This window comes from Kitasatospora cineracea, from assembly GCF_003751605.1.
Taxonomy (GTDB): domain Bacteria; phylum Actinomycetota; class Actinomycetes; order Streptomycetales; family Streptomycetaceae; genus Kitasatospora; species Kitasatospora cineracea.
In genome coordinates, this window is the sequence record NZ_RJVJ01000001.1 from 4,160,300 (window position 1) to 4,180,701 (window position 20,402).

General features: G+C 76.9%; 16 protein-coding genes. 8 read left to right on the plus strand and 8 right to left on the minus strand.

Translation table 11 applies throughout. The features are described 5' to 3' along the window. Positions 1–140 precede the first annotated feature (140 nt). Both EDD39_RS18945 and EDD39_RS18950 read left to right on the plus strand, forming a co-directional pair. On the plus strand, positions 141–1,556 hold the full coding sequence (locus tag EDD39_RS18945; RefSeq protein WP_123557572.1) for an MBL fold metallo-hydrolase RNA specificity domain-containing protein: 1,416 nt from the start codon (positions 141–143) through the stop codon (positions 1,554–1,556). 28 nt (positions 1,557–1,584) lie between these two features. Next, positions 1,585–1,821: a DUF1918 domain-containing protein gene (locus EDD39_RS18950; protein ID WP_244256792.1), complete on the plus strand. Its 237-nt coding sequence runs from the start codon at positions 1,585–1,587 to the stop codon at positions 1,819–1,821. A 21-nt stretch (positions 1,822–1,842) separates the two neighbouring features. Here EDD39_RS18950 and EDD39_RS39650 read toward each other — a convergent pair whose 3' ends face one another. Beyond that, positions 1,843–2,466, minus strand: coding sequence for a CBS domain-containing protein (locus EDD39_RS39650; protein WP_162870057.1), 624 nt, complete (start codon positions 2,464–2,466; stop codon positions 1,843–1,845). Continuing rightward, a complete protein-coding gene (locus tag EDD39_RS18965; RefSeq protein ID WP_123557574.1) occupies positions 2,463–5,204 on the minus strand; it encodes a bifunctional acetate--CoA ligase family protein/GNAT family N-acetyltransferase in 2,742 nt (913 codons plus the stop codon). The genes EDD39_RS39650 and EDD39_RS18965 overlap by 4 nt, the downstream gene beginning before the upstream one ends. Before the next feature lie 202 nt (positions 5,205–5,406). Here EDD39_RS18965 and EDD39_RS18970 point away from each other — a divergent pair, with 202 nt between their 5' ends. Next, positions 5,407–8,331 (plus strand): cation-translocating P-type ATPase, encoded by a 2,925-nt coding sequence (locus EDD39_RS18970; protein ID WP_167518078.1) that lies wholly within the window; start codon positions 5,407–5,409, stop codon positions 8,329–8,331. A 13-nt stretch (positions 8,332–8,344) separates the two neighbouring features. Here the strand turns inward: EDD39_RS18970 and EDD39_RS18975 are convergent, their stop codons facing one another. The 3 genes from EDD39_RS18975 to EDD39_RS18985 all read right to left on the minus strand — a co-directional run bounded on the left by EDD39_RS18975 (position 8,345) and on the right by EDD39_RS18985 (position 10,889). After that, positions 8,345–9,019, minus strand: a complete 675-nt coding sequence (locus tag EDD39_RS18975) for a CBS domain-containing protein (protein ID WP_123557576.1) — start codon at positions 9,017–9,019, stop codon at positions 8,345–8,347. Between the two features lie 124 nt (positions 9,020–9,143). Further along, on the minus strand, positions 9,144–9,821 hold the full coding sequence (locus EDD39_RS18980; protein WP_244257233.1) for a helix-turn-helix domain-containing protein: 678 nt from the start codon (positions 9,819–9,821) through the stop codon (positions 9,144–9,146). 24 nt (positions 9,822–9,845) lie between these two features. Then, complete coding sequence (locus EDD39_RS18985; RefSeq protein ID WP_123557580.1) at positions 9,846–10,889, minus strand: alcohol dehydrogenase catalytic domain-containing protein; 1,044 nt, start codon at positions 10,887–10,889, stop codon at positions 9,846–9,848. Between the two features lie 178 nt (positions 10,890–11,067). On the opposite strand from EDD39_RS18985, the gene EDD39_RS18990 reads away from it, so the two are divergent. Continuing rightward, positions 11,068–12,786, plus strand: a complete 1,719-nt coding sequence (locus EDD39_RS18990; protein WP_123557582.1) for a sensor histidine kinase — start codon at positions 11,068–11,070, stop codon at positions 12,784–12,786. Positions 12,787–13,013: 227 nt separating this feature from the next. Next, entirely contained in the window at positions 13,014–14,099 is a 1,086-nt protein-coding gene (locus tag EDD39_RS18995) for an IS110 family RNA-guided transposase (protein WP_123552944.1), read from the plus strand. Between the two features lie 95 nt (positions 14,100–14,194). Here the strand turns inward: EDD39_RS18995 and EDD39_RS19000 are convergent, their stop codons facing one another. The 3 genes from EDD39_RS19000 to EDD39_RS19010 form a co-directional block, all read right to left on the minus strand. Continuing rightward, the gene (locus EDD39_RS19000; RefSeq protein ID WP_244256794.1) at positions 14,195–15,172 is read right to left on the minus strand and encodes an Acg family FMN-binding oxidoreductase; all 978 of its coding nucleotides are present in this window, start codon (positions 15,170–15,172) and stop codon (positions 14,195–14,197) included. Next, entirely contained in the window at positions 15,169–15,456 is a 288-nt protein-coding gene (locus EDD39_RS19005) for an SHOCT domain-containing protein (protein ID WP_208765531.1), read from the minus strand. The genes EDD39_RS19000 and EDD39_RS19005 overlap by 4 nt, the downstream gene beginning before the upstream one ends. A gap of 115 nt (positions 15,457–15,571) precedes the next feature. Further along, on the minus strand, positions 15,572–16,264 hold the full coding sequence (locus tag EDD39_RS19010; protein WP_123557587.1) for a response regulator: 693 nt from the start codon (positions 16,262–16,264) through the stop codon (positions 15,572–15,574). Between the two features lie 117 nt (positions 16,265–16,381). Here EDD39_RS19010 and EDD39_RS19015 point away from each other — a divergent pair, with 117 nt between their 5' ends. From EDD39_RS19015 to EDD39_RS19025, 3 genes are all read left to right on the plus strand, one after another. Then, positions 16,382–18,799: a glycoside hydrolase family 65 protein gene (locus EDD39_RS19015; RefSeq protein ID WP_341869305.1), complete on the plus strand. Its 2,418-nt coding sequence runs from the start codon at positions 16,382–16,384 to the stop codon at positions 18,797–18,799. 127 nt (positions 18,800–18,926) lie between these two features. Next, positions 18,927–19,817 carry a universal stress protein gene (locus EDD39_RS19020; protein ID WP_123557588.1) on the plus strand — a complete coding sequence of 297 codons (891 nt, stop codon included), beginning with the start codon at positions 18,927–18,929 and terminating at the stop codon, positions 19,815–19,817. 7 nt (positions 19,818–19,824) lie between these two features. Beyond that, positions 19,825–20,316 (plus strand): flavodoxin family protein, encoded by a 492-nt coding sequence (locus EDD39_RS19025; RefSeq protein WP_123557590.1) that lies wholly within the window; start codon positions 19,825–19,827, stop codon positions 20,314–20,316. The last annotated feature ends 86 nt before the right edge of the window (positions 20,317–20,402 follow it).

Here is a 20,402-nt window from a genome sequence, read left to right on the forward strand (position 1 = left end):
CCGCTCGGTTCCGCTACCCCCACCATCCGCCCGCCGACCGCCGCCCCGTGAGGGCCGACCGGTCCCCGCACCGGGCCCCGGCGGCCCTCACGGACGGGCGCGGCGGAGCGGACGCTGGAAGGGAACCCCGGGAGGCCGCCATGGACCACCAGCCCGCCCCGACACCCCGGCCGGGACTGCTCACCTTCCTCGGCGGCGTCGGCACCGTCACCGGCAGCAAGTTCCTGGTCGAGACCGACCACGCCCGCGTCATGATCGACTGCGGCCTGTTCCAGGGCCTGGCCGAACTGCGCCGCCGCAACCGCCGCCCGCTGCCGCTCGACCCCGCCGACGTGCACTGCGCGGTGCTCACCCACGCCCACCTCGACCACTGCGGCTACCTGCCCAAACTGGTCTCCGACGGCTTCCGCGGCCCCGTGTTCACCACCCCGTACACCGCCCGCATCGCCGAGCTGATCCTCCGTGACAGCGCCCACCTGCTGCGCGAGGACGCCGAGCACGCCAACCGGCACGGCTGGTCCGAGCACCGTCCCGCGCTGCCGCTCTACACCGAGGACGACGTCGAGCGCACCCTCGCCCGCTTCGTCCCCGTCCCGCACGGCGAGGACGTCGAGATCACCGACGGCACCGTGCTGCGCCTGCACCCCGCCGGGCACATCCTCGGCTCCTCCTGGGTGCACCTGACCCTGGAGGACGGACACACCCTCGCCGCCAGCGGCGACCTCGGCCGCCCCGTCCACCCGCTGCTCAACCCGCCCGACCCGTTCACCGGCGCCGACGCGCTGCTGCTGGAGTCCACCTACGGGAACCGGCGGCACGAGGAGGCCGCGGCCCGCGAACGCTTCGCCCGGGCCCTGGAACGGACACTCGCCCGGGGCGGCACCGTCGTCATCCCGTCCTTCGCCGTCGACCGCACCGAAGTGGTCCTGCACCAGCTCGCCGAACTCCGCCGCACCGGACGGCTCCCGGCCGGCGTCCCGGTGTACGTGGACAGCCCGATGGCCCTCGCCACCCTGCGGATCTACCAGGACGCCTTCGCCGACCGCGCTCCCGAACTGCGCCCGGAGGTCCTGGCCCGGGGCGGGGCGGCGATCAGCCCGGAGCCCTTCCAGCCGGTCCGCTCCCTCCAGGAGTCCCTGGCCCTGGAGGACTCCCCGCTGCCCGCGGTCCTGGTCTCCGCCTCCGGCATGGCCACCGGCGGCCGCGTCGTCCACCACCTGCACCGCCTGCTGCCCGACCCCCGCAACACCGTCGTCGTCGTCGGCTACGCCGCGGAGGGCACCCGCGCCCGCGACCTGGTCGACGGGGCCCGGGTCCTGAAGATGTACGGCGGCTACGTCCCCGTCCGGGCCGAGATCGTCGACGTCCCGGCCTTCTCGGCGCACGCCGACGCCGGGGAGACCGTCGACTGGCTGCGCCCGGCGCCCCCACCGGCGACCACCTACCTCGTGCACGGCGAGCCGGAGGGCGCGCAGGCCCTGCGCGACCGGATCGACCGCGAACTCGGCTGGACGGCCGTCGTGCCGCGCCCCGGCGAACGCGTACTGGTCCGCTGACGGACCGCAAGGACAGAAGGAGAACGCCATGAACACCGTGACCGCCGCGGTCGGGGACCGCATCATCGTCGAGGCCACCCGGCCCGGCGCCGCCCGCCGCGACGGCGAGATCGTCGCCCTGCACCACGCCGACGGCAGCCCGCCGTACGACGTGCGCTGGTCCGACACCGGCCGGGTCTCGGAGTACTTCCCCGGCCCCGACGCCCGGATCCACCACTACGACCACCCCGCGACGCCGCCCCGCCCGCACCTGTTCGCGGACTGAACGCCGCCCCGTCCGGGACGGTCAGGACACCCCGTCCGGACCGTCCCGGTCGCCGTGCAGGCGCTCGGCCGCCACCCCCGTCACGCCGTCGATGCCCGCCACCGCCCGGCACAGCGCCCGCGCGTCGGCCCCGGTCCTGGTCCGGCCGGACAGCACGACGACGCCCCGCTCGCACCGCACGCGCAGCGCGCCGGGGAGCACCCCGGAGCCCGGCGTGAGCGCCAGCGCCAGGGCCCGCTCGCGGATCGCCTCGTCGGCCGCACGCAGCGCGCCCAGCAGGTCGTGCGGGGAGAGCAGGCCGACCAGGCGCCCGTCCGCGTCGAGCACCGGCAGGTGGTGGACGCCCGCGCGCAGCGCCGTGCGCGCGGCCGTGAGCGGCGCCGCCGCCTCCGGCACGGTCACGGCGGGGGAGGTCATCAGGTCGCGGGCGGCCGGCCCGGGCGTGCCGTCGGCCCGGTCGTAGGCGGCCAGCAGGTCGGAGGCGGACACCACGCCGACCACCGCGCCGTCCCCGTCGACCACCGGCAGCACGCCGCGCCGCGACGCGGTCAGCGCCGCCACCACGGTGGCGAAGTCGGTGTCCGGGGTGACCGCCACCACGGGGCGGGTCGGGTGCGCCCCCGCCCGGGGCGCCGAGCCGCTCACCGCCCCTCCCCGGGCAGCGGTCGGCGGCGCAGCCGGCGCAGGTACGGGTCGAACGGCCGCCTGGGCTCGACGCGGATCCGGGACCCGGTGCAGAGGACGCCCTCGGGCCGGACGACGACCGGGCCGAGCCGGGCCTCGGTGAGCTGCGGCAGGTCGGTGGCCATCCGGGACGCCCCGACCAGCACCCGGTGCAGGGCGGTGGGGTCGGGGAGGTCCGCGAGCAGGGGCGCGGCGGGCGAGTCGGCGACCATCGCGGGCGGGTCGTCCCGGGTCAGCGGCGCCAGGCGGGCGACCGGCTCGTCCAGCAGCTCGCCGGCCGGGCCGCCGAGGCCGAGCACCACCAGCGGACCGAAGACCCCGTCCTGGCGGACGTCGACGTGCAGGTCGACGCCGGGCCCGACGGCCGGGCGGACCACCGCCCCGGCCGCCCGTGCGCCGGCCGTCGCGCTCAGTTCCCGGAAGGCGTCGCGCGCCTCGTGATCCGTTGCGACCGCCCTGCCCGGGTCCCCGGCGGGCTCTCCGGGGCGGTGGGCCGCCAGGACGGCCCGGCCGCCGTGGCCGAGCCGGCGCAGCGACCGGGCGGCGAGGACGGCGGTGTGCTCCTCGGACGTCCACACCGCCGGGGGCTGCGGCAGCCGGTAGCACTCCAGCAGGTCGGCGGTGCGCGCCGGGTCCAGCCACCCGCCGTCCGGCCGTTCGGCGAGGAACCCGTCCACCAGCCGCCGCGCGGCCGCCGGGTCGCAGCCGCGCAGGAGGGCCTCCGGGGCGGGCGGCCGGGCCAGCAGGCGGGCCCGTTCGCGGGCCCGGGCCAGGGCGGAGGCGGCCGAGCCGGGGTCCGCGTAGCAGGGGACCCGGCCGCCGTCCCCGGCCGTCAGGTAGCGGACCGGCACCTGCTGGTCGATCCGCACCACCGCGATCGGCAGCCGGCGCCGGCCCCGGCCGTCGAGCAGGGCCCGCAGCGGTTCCCGTTCCGGGTCCGGGGTCAGGGCCGTGGGCACCAGGCACACCACCAGGGCGTCCACCGCGCCGCTGCGCTCCAGCAGGTCGAGGCAGTGCCGCAGCTCGTCGGGCCCGGCCGCCGGGGTGGTGTCGACCGGGTTGCCGGTGCCCGCGCCGTCGGGCAGCACGCGGCGCAGCCGGGCGGTGAGTCCGCCGGGCAGGGCGGGCAGCGACAGCCCGGCGTCGGCGCACGCGTCCGCGGTGAGGACGCCGATCCCGGCGGCGTTGGAGACCACCGCGACCGCACCGCGCGCCCCGGGCAGCGGCTGGGCGTGCAGCAGCGCCGCGGTCTCCACCAGTTCGGCCACCGAGCGGGTCGCGGTGATGCCGGCCTGCTCGAACAGCGCCGTCCTGGTGGAGACCGGGACGGCCGCGGCGGCGGTGTGCGCGGCGGCCCCGCGCCGGCCGGCCGGGGAGCGCCCGGCGTCGACGGTCAGCACCGGGAAGCGGCGGGTGACCCGGCGGGCGGTGCGGGCGAAGGCCCGCGGGCTGCCGAAGGACTCCAGGTGCAGCAGCGCCAGGTCGGTGCGGCCGTCGCCCTCCCACCACTGCAGCAGGTCGTCCGCGCTGACGTCGTACTTGTCGCCGAGCGAGACGAACGTCGACACGCCGATGCCCAGCCAGGCCAGCCGCTCCAGCAGCGCGATGCCGACGCCCCCGGACTGCACGGCCACCCCGGCCGTCCCCGGCAGCGGGAACGCCCCGCCGAACTCGGCGTCCAGCCGCACCAGCGGGTCGGTCTGCGCCAGGCCCAGGCTGTTCGGGCCCAGCAGCCGCATCGAGTGCTCGCGGCAGCCGCGCAGCAACCGCCCGGCCTGCCCGGCGTCCAGACCGGACGTCAGCACGGCCAGGGCGCGCACCCCGGCCCGCCCGCACTCCTCGGCGGCGTCGGGGACGGCGGCGGCCGGGACGGCGAGCACCGCCAGTTCCGGGATCCGGGGCAGCGCCTCCACCGAGGGGTAGGCGGGCAGCCCGGCGATCCGGTCGGCGTGCGGGTTGACCGCCCACAGCTCGCCGCGGAACCCGCCGTCGCGGATCTTGCGCAGCACGCTCTGCCCGACCGACCCGGTCCGCCGGGAGGCCCCCAGCACGGCGACCGAGCGCGGCCGCAGCAGCGCGGCGAGGCTGGCCAGGTCGGCGGTGCGGCCGCGCTGCTCCACCGCCCGCAGGTAGCGCTCGTCCGGGTCCGGCTCGTCCAGCGGCACCCGGATCCGGACCTCGCCCTGCGCGTACCGGCGGTGCACCGGCAGTCCGAGGTCGGAGAACAGGCGGTGCACGGCGCCGTTGCCGGCCAGGGCGTCCGCCTCGAAGGCGGTCACGCCGCGCTCCCGGGCGGCGTGCACCAGGTGCTCCACCAGCAGGCTGCCCACCCCGCGGTGCTGCCAGGCGTCGGCGACCGCGAGGGCCAGCTCGGCGGTGTCGGGCCGCCCGGCGGCGGCCTCGAAATCGGCCTCGCCGACCAGGACGCCCGCCGCCCACGCCCCGAGCGCGCACCGCTCCGGGCGGGGCGGCCCGCACAGCCGGTCCGCCGTCAGTTCCGGTGCGCGGCGGCTGGTGCCGAGGAAGCGCAGCCGCCGGCTGGCCTCCGACATCCGCTCCGCGTGCAGGGCCAGCACCTGCGGACGGTCGGCCGGGACGACGGGCCGGATCGACACGGTGCTGCCGTCGGCGAGCAGCGCCTCCGCACCGGGCGGCAGGCCCGTGCGCGCCGGGGTGGTCATCGCGGATCGCTCGGTCATGGCGGCGCTCCTCCGTCCGGCAGGGTCCGGGCAGGCCCCTGCTGCCCCCACCGTGCGCGTCGCGCCCCGGGCGCGACGAGGGCCCGAGGGGGTCCTTCCCGGGCACACCGGGCCCCCTCCACCGGGGCCACTCGGCCCTCCCGGGGACCGGCCGGCGCCCGTAGCGTGCCAGGAGGGGGGCGGAACGGAGGCGAACGCGGCGATGACCACCGCCGAGCGACCGGAGCCGGCCGCGCAGGACGGCCGGCCCGACCCGCGCGAGCCCGTCCGACTGCTGCTGCGGCAGCTGCACAGCTCCCCGTCCGGGCTGAGCGGACGGGAGGCGGGGCGCCGGCTGACCGTGTACGGGCCCAACACCCTGGCCCGCCGCGGCGGCCGGCGCTGGCCGCGCGAGCTGGCCCGGCAGTTCACCCACCCGCTGGCCCTGCTGCTCGCGCTGGCCGCCGCGCTGGCCGCGGTCAGCGGCGCGCCCGCCCTGGCCGTGGCGATCGCCGCGGTCATCCTGCTCAACGCGGGCCTGGCGTTCGGCCAGGAGCAGCAGGCCGAACGGGCGGTGGAGGCCCTGGCGGCCTTCCTGCCCGACCTCGCCACGGTGGTCCGCGACGGCGCCCGCGGCGAGGTGCCCGCCGCCGAGCTCGTCCCCGGTGACGTGCTGGCCGTCGAGGAGGGCGACCGCGTCCCGGCCGACGCCCGGCTGCTGGAGGGGACGGTCGAGGTCGACCTCTCCGCCCTGACCGGCGAGTCGGTGCCGGTGGTCCGCGCCGCCGACGCGGCGGAGCCCGGCGCGGACCTGGTGGACGCCCCGGAACTGGTGTTCTCCGGCACCTCCTGCACCGGCGGCCGGGCCCTCGCCCTGGTCACCGCGACCGGCATGCACACCGAGCTGGGCCGGATCGCGGCCCTGAGCCAGCGCCGGCCGCCCGAGCAGAGCCCGCTGGAACGGCAGGTCGAACGCGCGGCCCGGCTGATCGCCCTGGTGGCCGTCGGCGCCGGCCTGGCCTTCCTGCCGCTCGGCCTGGCCGCCGGGCTGTCGCTCGCCGCCGCGCTGAGCTTCGCCATCGGCCTGCTCGTCGCCAACGTCCCGGAAGGGCTGCTGCCCACCATCACCCTCGCCCTCGCCGCCGGCGTGCGTGAACTGGCCAGGTCCGGAGCGGTCGTCAAGCGCCTCTCCGCGGTGGAGACGCTCGGCTCGACCACGGTGATCTGCACCGACAAGACCGGCACCCTGACGGAGAACCGGATGCGGGTGACGGCCGCCTGGACCCCGCGCTCCGGCACCGTCGCGGCCGACGGCCCGCACCCGCCCCCGGCCCTGGGCCCACTGGCCGGGGCCGCCGCCCGCTGCACCACCGCCGACCCCGCCACCGGCCGCGGCGACCCGACCGAGCTCGCCCTGCTCGACCTCGCCGAACGGCTCGGCCCGCCCCTCACCGCGGCGGAGCGCGACGGGCAGCGCCGGGTCCTGTTCCGCTTCGACCCCCGCCGCCGGCTGATGACCACCGCCGACCAGTGGGACGGCACCCTCGTCCTGCACACCAAGGGCGCGCCCGAAGAGGTCCTGCACCGGGCCGACCGCCTCCTCGACGGCACCACCGAACGTCCGCTCGCCGCGGACGACCGCGCCGAAGTCGTCGGTGCCGTGGTCGAGTTCGCGGCCCGCGGCCTGCGGGTGCTGGCCGTTGCCCGCACCGCCCCGCCCCCCGGCCGGCCACCGCCCGCACGCCGCGAGGACGCCGAGGAGCACCTCTGCCTGCTCGGCCTGGTCGCCCTCGCCGACCCGCCCCGCCCCGAAGTCCCCGCGGCCATCCGGCGGGCGCACACCGCCGGCATCACCGTCCACGTCGTCACCGGGGACAACGGACTCACCGCCGCCGCCGTCGCCCGGCAGGTCGGCATCGGCCACCGCGGCACGCGGATCGTCACCGGAACCGAACTCGACGCCATGGACGACGCCCGCCTCGACGCCCTGCTCGGCCGCGGCGAGGAGGTCGTCTTCGCCCGGACCTCGCCCGAGGCCAAGCTCCGCATCGCCGACGCCCTGCGCGCCGAGGGCCACACCGTCGCCATGACCGGCGACGGCGTCAACGACGCGCCCGCCCTGCGCAGCGCCGACATCGGCGTCGCCATGGGCCGCTCCGGCACCGACGTGGCCCGCGAAGCCGCGACCATGGTGCTCACCGACGACGACTTCGCCACCATCGTCAAAGCCGTGGAGGCCGGCCGGCGGACGTACGACGACATCCGCAAGTTCATCGTCTACATCTTCGCGCACGCCGTGCCCGAGGTCGTGCCGTTCCTGGTGTTCGCCCTGGCCGGCGGCGCCGTCCCGCTGCCCCTGACGGTCATGCAGATCCTCGCCGTCGACCTCGGCACCGATACCCTCCCCGCCCTCGCGCTGGGCCGGGAGCGCGCCGAACCGGGACTGATGGAACGCCGGCCCCGCTCCCGCGGCGAACACATCATCCGCCCCGCGATGCTCGCCCGCGCCTGGGGCTTCCTCGGCCTGATCTCGGCCCTCCTGGTCCTGGCCGGCTACTTCCTCACCCTCACCCGCGGCGGCTGGCACCCCGGCGCCCCCACCGGCCCCGGCACCCCGCTGCACCTCGCGTACCAGCGGGCCACCACCGTCACCTGGCTCGGCATCGTCGCCTGCCAGATCGGCGCCGCCTTCGCCGCCCGCACCGACCGCGCCCCGCTGCGCGCCGTCGGCGTGTTCGGCAACCCCCGGCTGCTCGGCGGCATCGCCTTCTCCCTGGTCTTCGCCGCCGCGATCGTCTACCTGCCCTGGCTGCACCCGGTCTTCGGCACGGCCGCGCTCACTCCCGCCCAGCTGGCCACCGTCGCGCCCTTCCCGCTGGTCGTCTGGGGAGCCGACGAACTGCGCCGGGCCGCGCTGCGCCGCCGCGCACCCGCACCCGCGCCGGTGCCGCCGACCCCGCCGGCGTCCGCGCCGGCCCCCGCCGCGGACGAGGACCACCACGCGGTGGCGGTCCTGCTCGCCCGGCACGGCTGGCCGGCCGACCGGCTGGCCCGCGCGCTCGGCATCGGTGAGCAGGCCGCGGCCCGCAGCGTCGCCCGGGCCCGGCGGATCGCCGCCGGGCCCGGGCACCCGCGGCACCGGCACTGAGCCGCCGCAGTGCTCAGCGCTCCGCGCCGGGGCCCGCCGTGTCGTCCTCGCGGTGGTCGAGCCGCACGGTGACGTCCACGACGCCGTCCACGCTGCGGCACAGGCGCTCCAGCACGCCGACGAGGCTGCGCCGCTGCACCGTGCCGGTCAGCGTGACCCGGCCGTCCTCGACCGTGACGCCCAGCCCGTCCGGGGACAGGCCCATCGCCCGGTCGAGGACGTCGTGGCGGATCTCCTCCCGGATCGCCCGGTCCTGCCGCAGGAAGACCCGCAGCAGGTCGCTCCGGCTGACGATGCCGATCAGCCGCCCGGCCTCGTCGACGACCGGGAGGCGCTTGAGGTGCGCCTGCTGCATCCGGCGGGCGGCCTCGACGGCCGTCCACTCGGGGCGGCAGCACAGGGCCGGGCGGCTCATCAGCCCGCCCGCGGTGGTGGCCCGGCTGCGGGCGGCCTGCTCGGACGTGAGGCGGGGCGCGAGCAGCATCCCGGACGGGTCCTCCCGGGCGCACTGGCCGAGCATCAGGTCCGCCTCGGAGACGACTCCGACGGGCCGGTCCTCGGCGTCCAGGACGGGGACGGCCGTGATGTCGTGCTCGGCGAGGAGCCGGGCGATCTCCTTGAAGCCCGTTCCGGGCCGCACGCTCACCACCGGCCGGGTCATCAGCTGCCCCACGCTTCGGTGCCGCATCGTTCCTTCCCTCCCTGCTGTCGGTGCTTCCACTGGGTGACTCCAGCTTCGTCCGGCGCGGCCGGGCGCCGTAGGGCCGCCCGGGCCGCGTGCGCAGGCCGACCGTCCCGGGAACGGGGAGGGGTCAGTCCTCTTCCGGGGGCGGCGCGCCGACGATCCGGCGCCCGCTGACGGAGGTCGGCCGGATCCGGATCCAGAGCGTGCGCGGCCCGCCCGCCCAGGGCTGGACGGCCAGGTCGCGCAGCAGCCGCTGGAGCGTCTCGTGGTCCTCGATCCGCTCGGCGGTGCCGGTGATCAGCACGCTCCAGCCGGTGCGGCGGTGGTCGTCGATCCGGTCGACCTCGAAGGACACCGCGGTGCCGGGCGCCGCGGCGGCGGCGCCGCGCTCGTGGGTGCGGTAGACGACGCCGCCGCGGTCGACGGTGTAGTTGACCGGGAAGACGGCGGGCTCCGGGTCGCCGGGCAGGGCGATCCGGCCGACGCCCCGGGCGTCGACCCGCTCCCAGCACTCCTCCTCGGTGAGGCGGACCAGCACCGGCCGGGGGGCGGGGGGGCCCTGCCCCGGGGGCCGGTCGGGGAGGCCCTCGACGAGTTCGCGGTAGGTCAGGCCGAGGGCGGCGGCGATCCGCAGGAAGCCGTTGGGGTCGAAGCCGGGTCCGGCCGCGGTCAGGAACTCCAGGTACGGGCGGGACATGCCGGCCTCGCGGGCCAGCGCGTCGGTGCCGAGGCCGAGCACGGCCCGGCGGTCGGCGATCCGGCGGGCGATCGCGCCCGCGGTCTCCGGATCGGTCTGCGGCTGCATGAGCACGGATCCCACCTTCCCGGGTCAGGTCCGGAACAGGGCGACCTTGAGCGCCCCGGTGTCGGCGGCGTCGGCGAACACGTCGTACGCCTCCTGCATCTCGTCGAGGCCGAACCGGTGGGTGACCAGGCCGTCCACGTCGAGCCGCTCCGCGGCGAGCAGGTCGAGCAGCAGCGGGGTGCTGCCGGTGTCGACCAGGCCCGTGGTGATGGTGACGTCCTTGATCCACAGGTCCTCCAGGTGCAGCACGGCGGGCTTGCCGTGCACGCCGACGTTGGCGACCCGGCCGCCGGGGCGCACCACCCGGGTGCACAGCTCGAAGGTGTCGGGCACGCCGACCGCCTCGATCGCCACGTCCACGCCCATCCCGTCGGGGCCGAGCGCGCGCACCGAGGCCCCGGTGTCGCCGTCGCCGCGCAGCACCTCGTCGGCCCCCGCCCGCCGGGCGGCCTTCAGCCGGTCCGCGGCCAGGTCGACGGCGATGATCCGGCGCGGCCCGTACAGCCGGGCGGTGGCGATCGCGGCCAGGCCGATCGGCCCGGCGCCGACCACCGCGACGGTGTCGCCCGGGCCCACCCGGCCGTTGCGCACCCCCACCTCGAAGGCGGTGGGCAGGATGTCGGCGAACACCAGCGCGGTCTCGTCCGCGACGCCCTCCGGCAGCCGGTGCAGCGAGTTGTCGGCGAACGGGGTCCGGACGTACTCGGCCTGGGTGCCGTCGACCAGGTGCCCGAGGACCCATCCGCCGCCGCCCGTGCACTGCCCGTACATGCCGCGCCGGCAGTAGGCGCAGCGGCCGCAGGCCGAGATGCACGACACCAGGACCCGGTCGCCGACCGCGACGGTGCGCACCCCGTCCCCGGTCTCGACGACCGTGCCGACGGCCTCGTGCCCCAGCACCCGGCCCTCGGCGACCTCGGGGACGTCGCCCTTCAGGATGTGCAGGTCGGTGCCGCAGATGGTGACGGCGTCGACCCGGACGACCGCGTCCTCCGGGTCGACGACCACCGGGTCGGGGACGTCGCCCCAGGTGCGGCGCCCGGGCCCGTGGTAGGTCAGTGCCTTCATCGCTCTCACGTCCTCCGCCGGTCGCGGGTGCTTCCACCTCCAGCCTCGCCGCCCGGGCCGCCCCGGCCATGGGCCTGCCAGGGCCCGGGTGCGGGGCCGACCGGCCCCATCCGGGCACGCGCTGCCGCGCCACCGCGCCTACGCTGGAAGGCGCCGTCACCGAGCCCGGAGGATCGCGGTGGGCAGCGCAGAAGAGAACCCGACCCCGTTGCCGCAGCTCAAGCTCGACGACCTGCTGGACGAACTGCAGAGCCGCCTCGATGCCGCGCGCGGCACCCGCGACCGGGTGCACAGCCTGTTGGAGGCCGTCCTGGCGGTCGGCCGCGACCTCGACCTGACCCAGGTGCTGCGGCACATCGTCGAGGCCGCGGTGACCCTGGTCGACGCCGAGTACGGGGCGCTCGGGGTGGTCGGCGAGGACCGCAGGCTGTCGCAGTTCATCCCGGTGGGCCTCACCGAGGAGCAGGCCCGCCGGATCGGCCCGCTGCCCTCCGGGCACGGCATCCTCGGCGAACTGATCCGCCACCCGCAGCCGCTGCGGCTGCCCCGGCTCGCCGACCACCCCGCCTCCTACGGCTTCCCGCCGCACCACCCGCCGATGAGCAGCTTCCTCGGCGTGCCGATCCGCATCCGCGGCAAGGTGTTCGGCAACCTCTACCTGACCGAGAAGCGCGGCGCCGAGGAGTTCGACGCCGAGGACGAGTCGGTGCTGGAGACCCTCGCCGTCGCGGCCGGCGTGGCCATCGACAACGCCCGGCTGTACGCCCGGGCCCGGCTGCGCGAGCAGTGGCTCGCCGCCGGGGCCGCCGTCACCAACAGCCTGCTGTCCGGCAGCGCCGAGCAGGAGGTGCTCGACCTGCTGGTGGACCGCGCCGCCGGGATCGCCCGCGCGGACCTGGCGGTGGTCGCCCTGCCGCTGCCCGGCAGCGACGAGCTGGAGGTGCGGATCGCCGTCGGCCACGGCGCCCGCGCGCACCACGGCCTGGTGCTCCCGCTGAAGGGCACCTTCATGGGCACGGCCGCCCGCACCGGCACCCTGGTCACCAGCACCGACGTCCACCACGACCCGCGGATCACCGTCGGCCCGCCCCGCTGGGAGGGCCTGGGCCCGGCCGTCGCCGTGCCCATCGGCACCGCCGAACTGGGCGTGCGCGGCGTGCTGATGCTGGCGCGCAAGGCCGGGTCGCCGCTCTTCGAGCCGGACGAGTCCACCCCCCTGACCGCCTTCGCCGGGCAGGCCGCCCTCGCCATGGAACTCGCCGGGCGCCGCCGCGACTCCGAACAGGTCGCCCTGCTGCAGGAACGCGACCGGATCGCCCGCGACCTGCACGACCTGGCCATCCAGCGGCTGTTCGCGGTCGGCATGACCCTGCAGGGCGCCACCCGCTTCATCGACCACCCCGAGGCCGAGGAGCGGGTGCTGCGGGCCATCGACGAACTCGACGAGACCGCCCGGACCATCCGCGCCACCATCTTCGGACTGCGGACCCGCGACGCCGGACCGGCCGCCCACGGCCTGCGCGCCGCCGTGGTGGCGGCCGTCGAACGGGCCACCACCCTGCTGGGCTTCGCCCCCGCCCTGCGGATGACCGGCCTGCTCGACGTGGGCGTGCCCGAGCAGGTCGCCGACGAGGCCGCCGCGGTGCTCCAGGAAGCGCTGTCCAACGCGGCCAAGCACGCCGGGGCGAGCGCCGTCGAGGTGGCGGTCGAGACCGACGAGGAGCACCTGACGGTCACCGTGACCGACGACGGCGCGGGCCTGCCCGAGGGCGGCCGGCGCAGCGGGCTGGCGAACCTGGCCGAACGGGCCGCGGTGCTCGGCGGCGAGTTCCGCGCCCGGGCCCGCCCCGCCGGCGGCACCGAACTGGTCTGGAAGGTCCCGCTGCCCGACGACTGACAGTGATGATTGTGGTGACGGGGTTGCTGATGGGTCTGACCCGCCGACTGACTGACGTTCAGACTGTCCTGTTTGGGATTTGTCGGCCCATCAGCTCCTCGTCACGCACGCGGCCGGACGGGCGCTTGTGACTTCATAGGAGCCTGGCCAGAGGCCCCGTCACTGTCTTGTCCACCCGCCCGACCGGCGCGTGCCGCCCTCGGCTCGGACAAGCGACAAGGACGGACATGACCAGCATGACGCACGGCGGCTCACAGATCACCGGCGGAGTCGACACCCACGGCCTGACCCACCACGCGGCGGTGGTCGACCCGCTGGGCCGGCACCTGGCCGACCGGGAGTTCCCCGCCACCGTCGCCGGCTACCGCGACCTGCTGGAATGGATGCGCTCGCACGGCACCCTCGCCGCGGTCGGCGTGGAAGGCACCGGCGCCTACGGAGCCGAACTCGCCCGGGTACTGACCGCCGCCGGGACCACGGTCGTCGACGTCGACCGCCCTGACCGCAAAACGCGCCGCATGCGGGGAAAGTCCGACCCGATCGACGCCTACGCCGCCGCCACCGCCGTGCTCTCCGGGCGGGCCACCGGCGTCCCCAAGAGCCGCGACGGCGTGGTCGAGGCCGTCCGGGTGCTGCGGGTCGCCCGCCGCAGCGCGGTCAAGGCCCGCACCCAGGCCATGAATCAGATCCGAGGCCTGCTCGTCTCCGCGCCGGCCCTGCTGCGCGAGCCGCTGGCCGGCCTGTCACGCACAGAGTTGATACGCACGCTCGCCCGGCTGCGACCCGGCGACGACCTCTCGGGCCCGGTGGCGGCGACCCGGGCGGCACTGCGACGACTGGCCCGACGCCACCAGGCCATGGACGAGGAGATCACCCAGTTCGACACCGAGATCGGCCCGCTCGTCAAGAAGGCCGCCCCCGCACTGCTGGAGCTGTTCGGCGTCGGACCCGAGAGCGCAGGCCAGCTGCTGGCCTCCGCCGGAGACAACCCCGAACGCATGCGCTCCGAAGCCGCGTTCGCGCACCTGGCCGGCGTCGCACCGATCCCCGCCTCCTCCGGCCGCACCCACCGCCACCGCCTCAACCGCGGCGGCGACCGGGCCGCCAACAACGCCCTGCACACCATCGTGCTGGTCCGCATGCGCTTCGACCCGCGCACCCGCGCCTACGTCGAACGCCGCACCAAGGAAGGCATGTCCAAGAAGGACATCATGCGCTGCCTCAAACGATTCGTCGCCCGCGAGGTCTACCGCGCCCTGGCCAGCGCACCAACCACACAAATCACTCAACCCGATCTCGCTCCCGCAGCTTGACGTCTATAGGAGCATCCGCGCCCCGGCGCACCCGCGGCGGGCCCGGCCCGCGGACACCGGCTCCCGGAACGGCGGGACACCCGCCGTCCGGCCCGTCAGCCGTCGAGCACCTCGGTGACCGGCAGCCGCGGGGTCGGCGTGCCCTCCGGGCCGTAGCCGAACCGGACCAGCATCTGCGCGAACGCGGGCCCCTGCCGGACGTCCCTGGCCTCCCAGCGCAGGAACCGCCACTCCATCGCCTGGTGCAGCAGCGAGGCCCGCACGCCGTGCACCGTCGCCGCCAGCAGCACGTGCTCCAGCGCGAGCCCGGCCCGCAGCCAGTCCGCCGGCCCGTCCCCGCGGGTGAGCAGGACGGCGATCCGCGGGTGCGCCTCGAAGCGCACCGGTGCGAGGTGCCGTTCCGGGGCGAGCGCGCCGAAGTCCCGCATCGGCAGGTGTCCGCCCGCGTCCTGCGGGCCCAGGGCCGCGGCCGGGATGCCGTACGGCCGTGCGCCGGACTCCTGGAGCCAGCGGCGGCTCTCGGCCCGCAGGGCGGGGTCGACGGTGTTGCGGCGCTCGGCCTCGGTGGTCAGCCGCAGCAGCCGCGCGGTCTCCGCGTCGTCGGGCAGCAGCAGCTCGGCGTCCTCCGCCCGGGCCGCGTCCGCGAACCCGGTCAGCACCCCCCGGGGCACGGGCGGCCCGGTGAACGGCGAGCGGATCGAGTGCCGCCGCCAGATCGCGTCGTACAGCGCGTCGACGGCCGGAAGCCGGCAGGGAGCGGGCTCGTCGAGCCGCACCCCGGCCAGCAGCTCCGGTTCGGCCGGGTCGGGCAGCAGCCGCACCTCGGGGGACCAGCCGAGGTGGCGGGCGGCGGTGCGCAGGTTGAGCACGGCGGCGCCCACCGAGATGTGCAGCGCCCGCCCCTGCGGGTCGGTGGCCGGCAGGGCGCGCTCGGCGGCCGCCCGGACCTCCAGCACGGAGGTCTCCGGCACCAGCCGGAAGCGCCACGGCTGGGTGTTGTGGATGGACGGCGCCGCGACCGCCGCGGAGACCATGGTCTCCAGGGCGTGCGCGTCCAGGACCGGGGCAGTCACGGCGTCCACCCCGTTCCGTCCGCGCCCTTCCCCGGACCGGGGGCGCCGGACAGCGCCTCCAGCCGCCGCCGGTACTCGTCGGGGTCGATCTCGCCGCGGGCCAGGCGCTCGGCGAGGAGCTGCTCGGGCTCCGGGCGCCGCGGCGCCGGCCGCGGCCCGACCGGGTGCCCCAGGGCGCGGAGGGCCACGACCGCCACGACTGCCAGCAGGCCCAGCAGCAGCAGGACGGTGAGCACCATCAGGCCGACGCCCCAGCCGTTCATCCCGTGATCGTTCCAGTACATCACCGCGGCCTCCCGGACCGGTGGGCGCCGGGGCGGCGCCCCTCACCGTCCACGGTGCGGCGGGGGAGCGGCCCCGGGCTTGGGCCGACCGGCCCCACCGGACGTCCGGTCGGCCTCAGTGCGGGCGCGGGGGGTGGTGCTCGTCCTCCGCGTGCGCCGCCAGCACCGCGGCCTGCAGCCGCCGCTCCACGCCCAGCTTGCCGAGCATCCGGGAGATGTGGTTCTTCACCGTCTTCTCCGAGAGGTACAGCTCGTGCCCGATCTCCCGGTTGGTCCGCCCCTCGCCGATCAGCGCGAGGATCTCCCGCTCGCGCGGGGTCAGCTGGGCGAGGGCCGCCTCGGCGCCGCTCTGCTCGTGGTGGCGCAGGCTCTCCATCAGCTTGCGGGTGGTGGCCGGGTCGAGCATCGACTGGCCGGCGGCCACCGTGCGCACCGCGCTGACCAGATCGGCGCCCTTGACCTGCTTGAGCACGTACCCGGCGGCCCCGGCCATGATCGCGTCCAGCAGGGCGTCGTCGTCGTCGAAGGACGTGAGCATCAGGCAGGCCAGCTCCGGCATCCGGTCCCGCAGCTCCCGGCAGACCGTCACGCCGTCACCGTCCGGCAGCCGCACGTCCAGCAGCGCGACCCGGGGCCGCAGCGCCGGGACGCGCGCCAGCGCCTGCGCGCAACTGCCCGCCTCGCCGACCACCTCGAGGTCGGGTTCGGCCTCCAGCAGGTCCCTCACCCCGCGGCGCACCACTTCGTGGTCGTCGAGCAGGAACACCGTCACGTGCTGCCCGGCCGCGCCGGACTGGGTCTCGTCCATGGGGGCTCCCGGGAGTCGGATCCGGTCCCCTCCGATTCTGCCCGCCACCCGCCCGCCCGGCACGGCGCGGGATCGGCGAGCACACTGGAACCGGCTCCGTGCGACAGGAGGCGGACCGTGGACCTCGACCCTCCGGGCCGGCCGACGGGCGGCCGGCACCCGCCGATGCCCGACCCGTGGACCCTGCGCTGGACCGGGTACCAGCCCGCGGAGGAAGGGCTGCGCGAGGCGCTGGCCACCGTCGGCAACGGCTACCTGGCCACCCGGGGCGCCGCCCCCGAGGCGGTGGCGGACGGCGTGCACTACCCGGGCACCTACCTGGCGGGCTGCTACGACCGCACCGGATCCGTCGTCGGCGCACGGCTGTTCACCCACGAGGACCTGGTCAACTGCCCGAACTGGCTGCCCGTGACCTTCCGGCCCGCCGGCGGCGACTGGTTCACCGGCCCGCCCGCCCGGCAGGAACTCGAACTCGACCTGCGCCGCGGCCTCCTCACCCGCCGCGCCGTGTGCGTGGACGGCGGGGGCCGCCGCACCCGGCTGGTCCAGCGCCGGATCGCCAGCAGGGCCAGACCCCACCTCGCCGCACTGGAGACCGTCCTCACCCCCGAGGACTGGTCGGGCCCCCTGGAGATCCGCTCCGCCCTCGACGGCACCGTCGCCAACACCGGCGTGCCCCGCTACGCCGGCCTCACCAGCCGCCACCTGACGCCGCTGGGCCAGGGCGCCGGGCCGGACGGGACGCTGTGGCTGCAGGCGTCCACCGGCGCGGGCCGGCGGATCGCGCTCGCGGCCCGCCACCTGATTCGCACCACGGGCCGGCCCGCCGCCTTCGCCGACGGCACCCGGACCGGCCTGGCCGCCCAGGTCGTCGCCCTGGACGCCGCCGCGGGCGTCCCCGTCACCCTCGACAAGGCGGTCGCCGTGCACACCTCGCACGACCCGGCCACCGGCGACCCGCTCGACGCCGCCCGGCAACTGGCCGCCGAAGCACCCGACTTCGACACCCTGCTGGACGAACACGCCCTGCGCTGGGAGCAGTTGTGGCAGCGCTGCCGGATCGACGCCGACTTCGATGGCCTCGGCCCGCTGCACCTGAACCTGTTCCACCTGCTGCAGACCTACTCCGAGCACTCCGCCGACCTGGACGTCGGCCTCCCCGCCCGCGGCCTGCACGGCGAGGCCTACCGGGGCCACGTCTTCTGGGACGAGCTGTTCGTCCTGCGCGTCCTCGACCTGCACTTCCCCGAACTCGCCCGCGCCGCACTGCGCTACCGCCACCGCCGCCTCGGCGCCGCCCGGCGCGCCGCCCGCGCCGAGGGCCGCCGCGGCGCCAGCTACCCCTGGCAGAGCGCGGACGACGGCCGCGAGGAGTCCGCCCGGATCCACCTCAACCCGCTGTCGGGCCGGTGGCTGCCCGACCACAGCCACCTGCAGCGGCACGTCGGCTCGGCCGTCGCCTACAACGTCTGGCAGTACTACCAGGCCACCGGGGACCGCGACTTCCTCGCCGAGGCGGGCGCCGAGACCCTGGTGGAGATCGCGCGCTACTGGGCCTGTGCCGCCGAGTACACGCCCTCCCGGCAGCGCTGGTCGATCCGCGGCGTGCTCGGACCCGACGAGTACCACGACGCCTACCCCTGGGCGGACCGGCCCGGCCTGGACGACAACGCCTACACCAACGTCCTCGCCTCCTGGGTGCTCGCCCGCGCCGCCGACGCCCTCGACGCCCTGCCGGCCCGCCGCCGGGCCGAACTGACCGAGACGCTCGCCCTGGACGCCGCCGAACCCGACCGCTGGCAGGAGATCGGCCGCCACCTGCACGTCCCCCTCCACGACGGGGTGATCAGCCAGTTCGACGGCTACGAGCGCCTCGCCGAACTCGACTGGGACGCCTACCGCCGCCACTACCCCGACCTGCGCCGCCTGGACCGGATCCTGGAGGCCGAGGGCGACAGCGCCAACCGCTACCGGGTCTCCAAACAGGCCGACGCCCTGATGCTCTGGTACCTGTTCTCCGCCCGCGAGGTGCGCGACCTGCTGCGCCGCCTCGGCCACCCCGCCGGCCACGAACTGATGCGCCGCACCGTCTCCTACTACCTGCGCCGCACCGTCCACGGCTCCACCCTCAGCTCCGTGGTGCACGCCTGGGTGCTGACCCGCTGCGACCGCCGCGCCTCCTGGCGGCACTTCCGCGACGCGCTCACCGCCGACCTGCGCGACTCCCAGGGCGGCACCACCCGCGAGGGCGTCCACCTCGGGGCGATGGCCGGCGCCGTCGACCTGCTGCAGCGCTGCTACACCGGACTGGAACTGCGCGAGGACGCCCTGTGGCTGGACCCGCGGCTGCCCGCCGCGCTCGGCTCCCTCGTCATGGACGTGCGCTACCGGGGCCACTGGGGCGTGCGGATCGCCGTCGACCGGAAGAACGTGACGGTCACCCTCGGGCAGGACCGGCAGGAGCCCGTCACCGTGCGCCTGCGCGGCACCGCCGCCCGGGTGGGGCCCGGCGAGAGCCACACCTTCGCGCTCTGACCGGGGCAGGACCGCCGTCCCGCCCGGTGGGGGCCGATCGGCCCTCGCCCGCTCCACCCGGCCCGCCTAGCGTGGAAAGCGATCCGGCCGCCACCGGACGGCGGCCGCCCCCAGCGGTGGAGGAGCCATGACACCACCCACCGGACCCCGCCCGGTCCTGCTCGGCGTCGACGCCCGGCAGGTCAGCCCCGTGGTCGTCGGCTGGGCCGCCGACGAGGCCGAGCGGCGCGGACTGCCGCTGCGCCTGGTGCACGCCGTCCCCGACGAGCCCCGCGACCGGCGCGGCGACGGCCCGGGCTACCTCCAGTCCCGGCGGGAGGCCGGGGCCGCCGCGCTGGAGAAGGCCGAGGGCACGGTGGCCGAACGCCACCCCGGGCTGCGACGGCAGTGCGTCCTGCTGGAGGGGAGCCCGGCCCCGCTGCTGTGCGCGGAGTCCGCGCACGCCGCGCTCGTCGTGCTCGGCTCGCGCCGCCTGGGCCGCCTGGAAGAGGTGCTGAGCCGCTACTCCGTGGCCGTCCCGGTCAGCGCCCAGGCCCACTGCCCGGTCGCGGTGGTGCGGGAACCGGAGCACACCACCCTCCAGCCGCCCTACGTCGTCGTCGGCGTCGACGGATCCCCGGCCTGCGAGCCCGCCGTGCGCTTCGCCGCCGACCTGGCCGGACGCCGCGGCGCAGCCCTGCGCGCCGTCCGGGTCCGGCGCACCCCCGTGCGCCCGTTCGAACCGCTGGAGGACGCGGCCGAGGTCCGGCGCCGGCTGTTCGAGTGCACCGCGGGCTGCGCCGCCGACGAACCCGACCTCGACCTCACCCACGAGGTCCTCGCGGGCGACCCCGTCGAGGAACTCGTCCGGGTCTCCGCCCACGCCCTGGCCGTCGTGGTCGGCCGCCACGGCCGGGGCGGCCTCACCGGCCTGCGCCTCGGCTCCGTCCCGCACGGCCTGATCCGCCGGGCACCCTGCCCGGCGATCACCGTCCCCGCCGGACCCGGCGCCGACGAACCGCTCAACCGGGAGAGGTGAACGCACGATGCGCGCCGTGATCGTCTACGAGACCAGTTACGGCAACACCGGCCAGGTCGCCGCCGCGATCGCCGAGGGCGTCCGACGGGCCAGGCCGGACGCCGAGGTACGGTGCCTGCCGGTCGCCGAGGCCGGGGCCCGGACCGTCGAGGGCGCCGACCTGCTGGTGGTCGGCGGCCCCACCCACATGCGGGGCATGTCCACCCGCCTCAGCCGCACCCTGGCCGCCAAGGCGGGCGCACCGGAACGCGGCCCGGGCCTGCGCTCCTGGCTCCGCGCGCTGCCGGACGGCGGGACGGGAGCCCGGGCCGCCGCGTTCGACACCCGCGCCGGGGCGGCGCACGCCGGCGCGGCGGCCGACGGCATCGCCACCCGCCTCGCCCGGCACCACTGGGACCTCGCGGCCGAACCCGCCGGCTTCCTGGTGGAGGAGACCGGTGGGCCGCTGCGCGAGGGCGAGGCGGTCCGGGCCGAAGCCTGGGGCGCGGCCCTCGTCTGACCCCGGCGCGGAACCGGACCGTGCCGCCGTGCGCACCGTGCTCGCCCCGCTCGCCGTGCGCACCGTGCTCGCCGTGAGGATCGGGA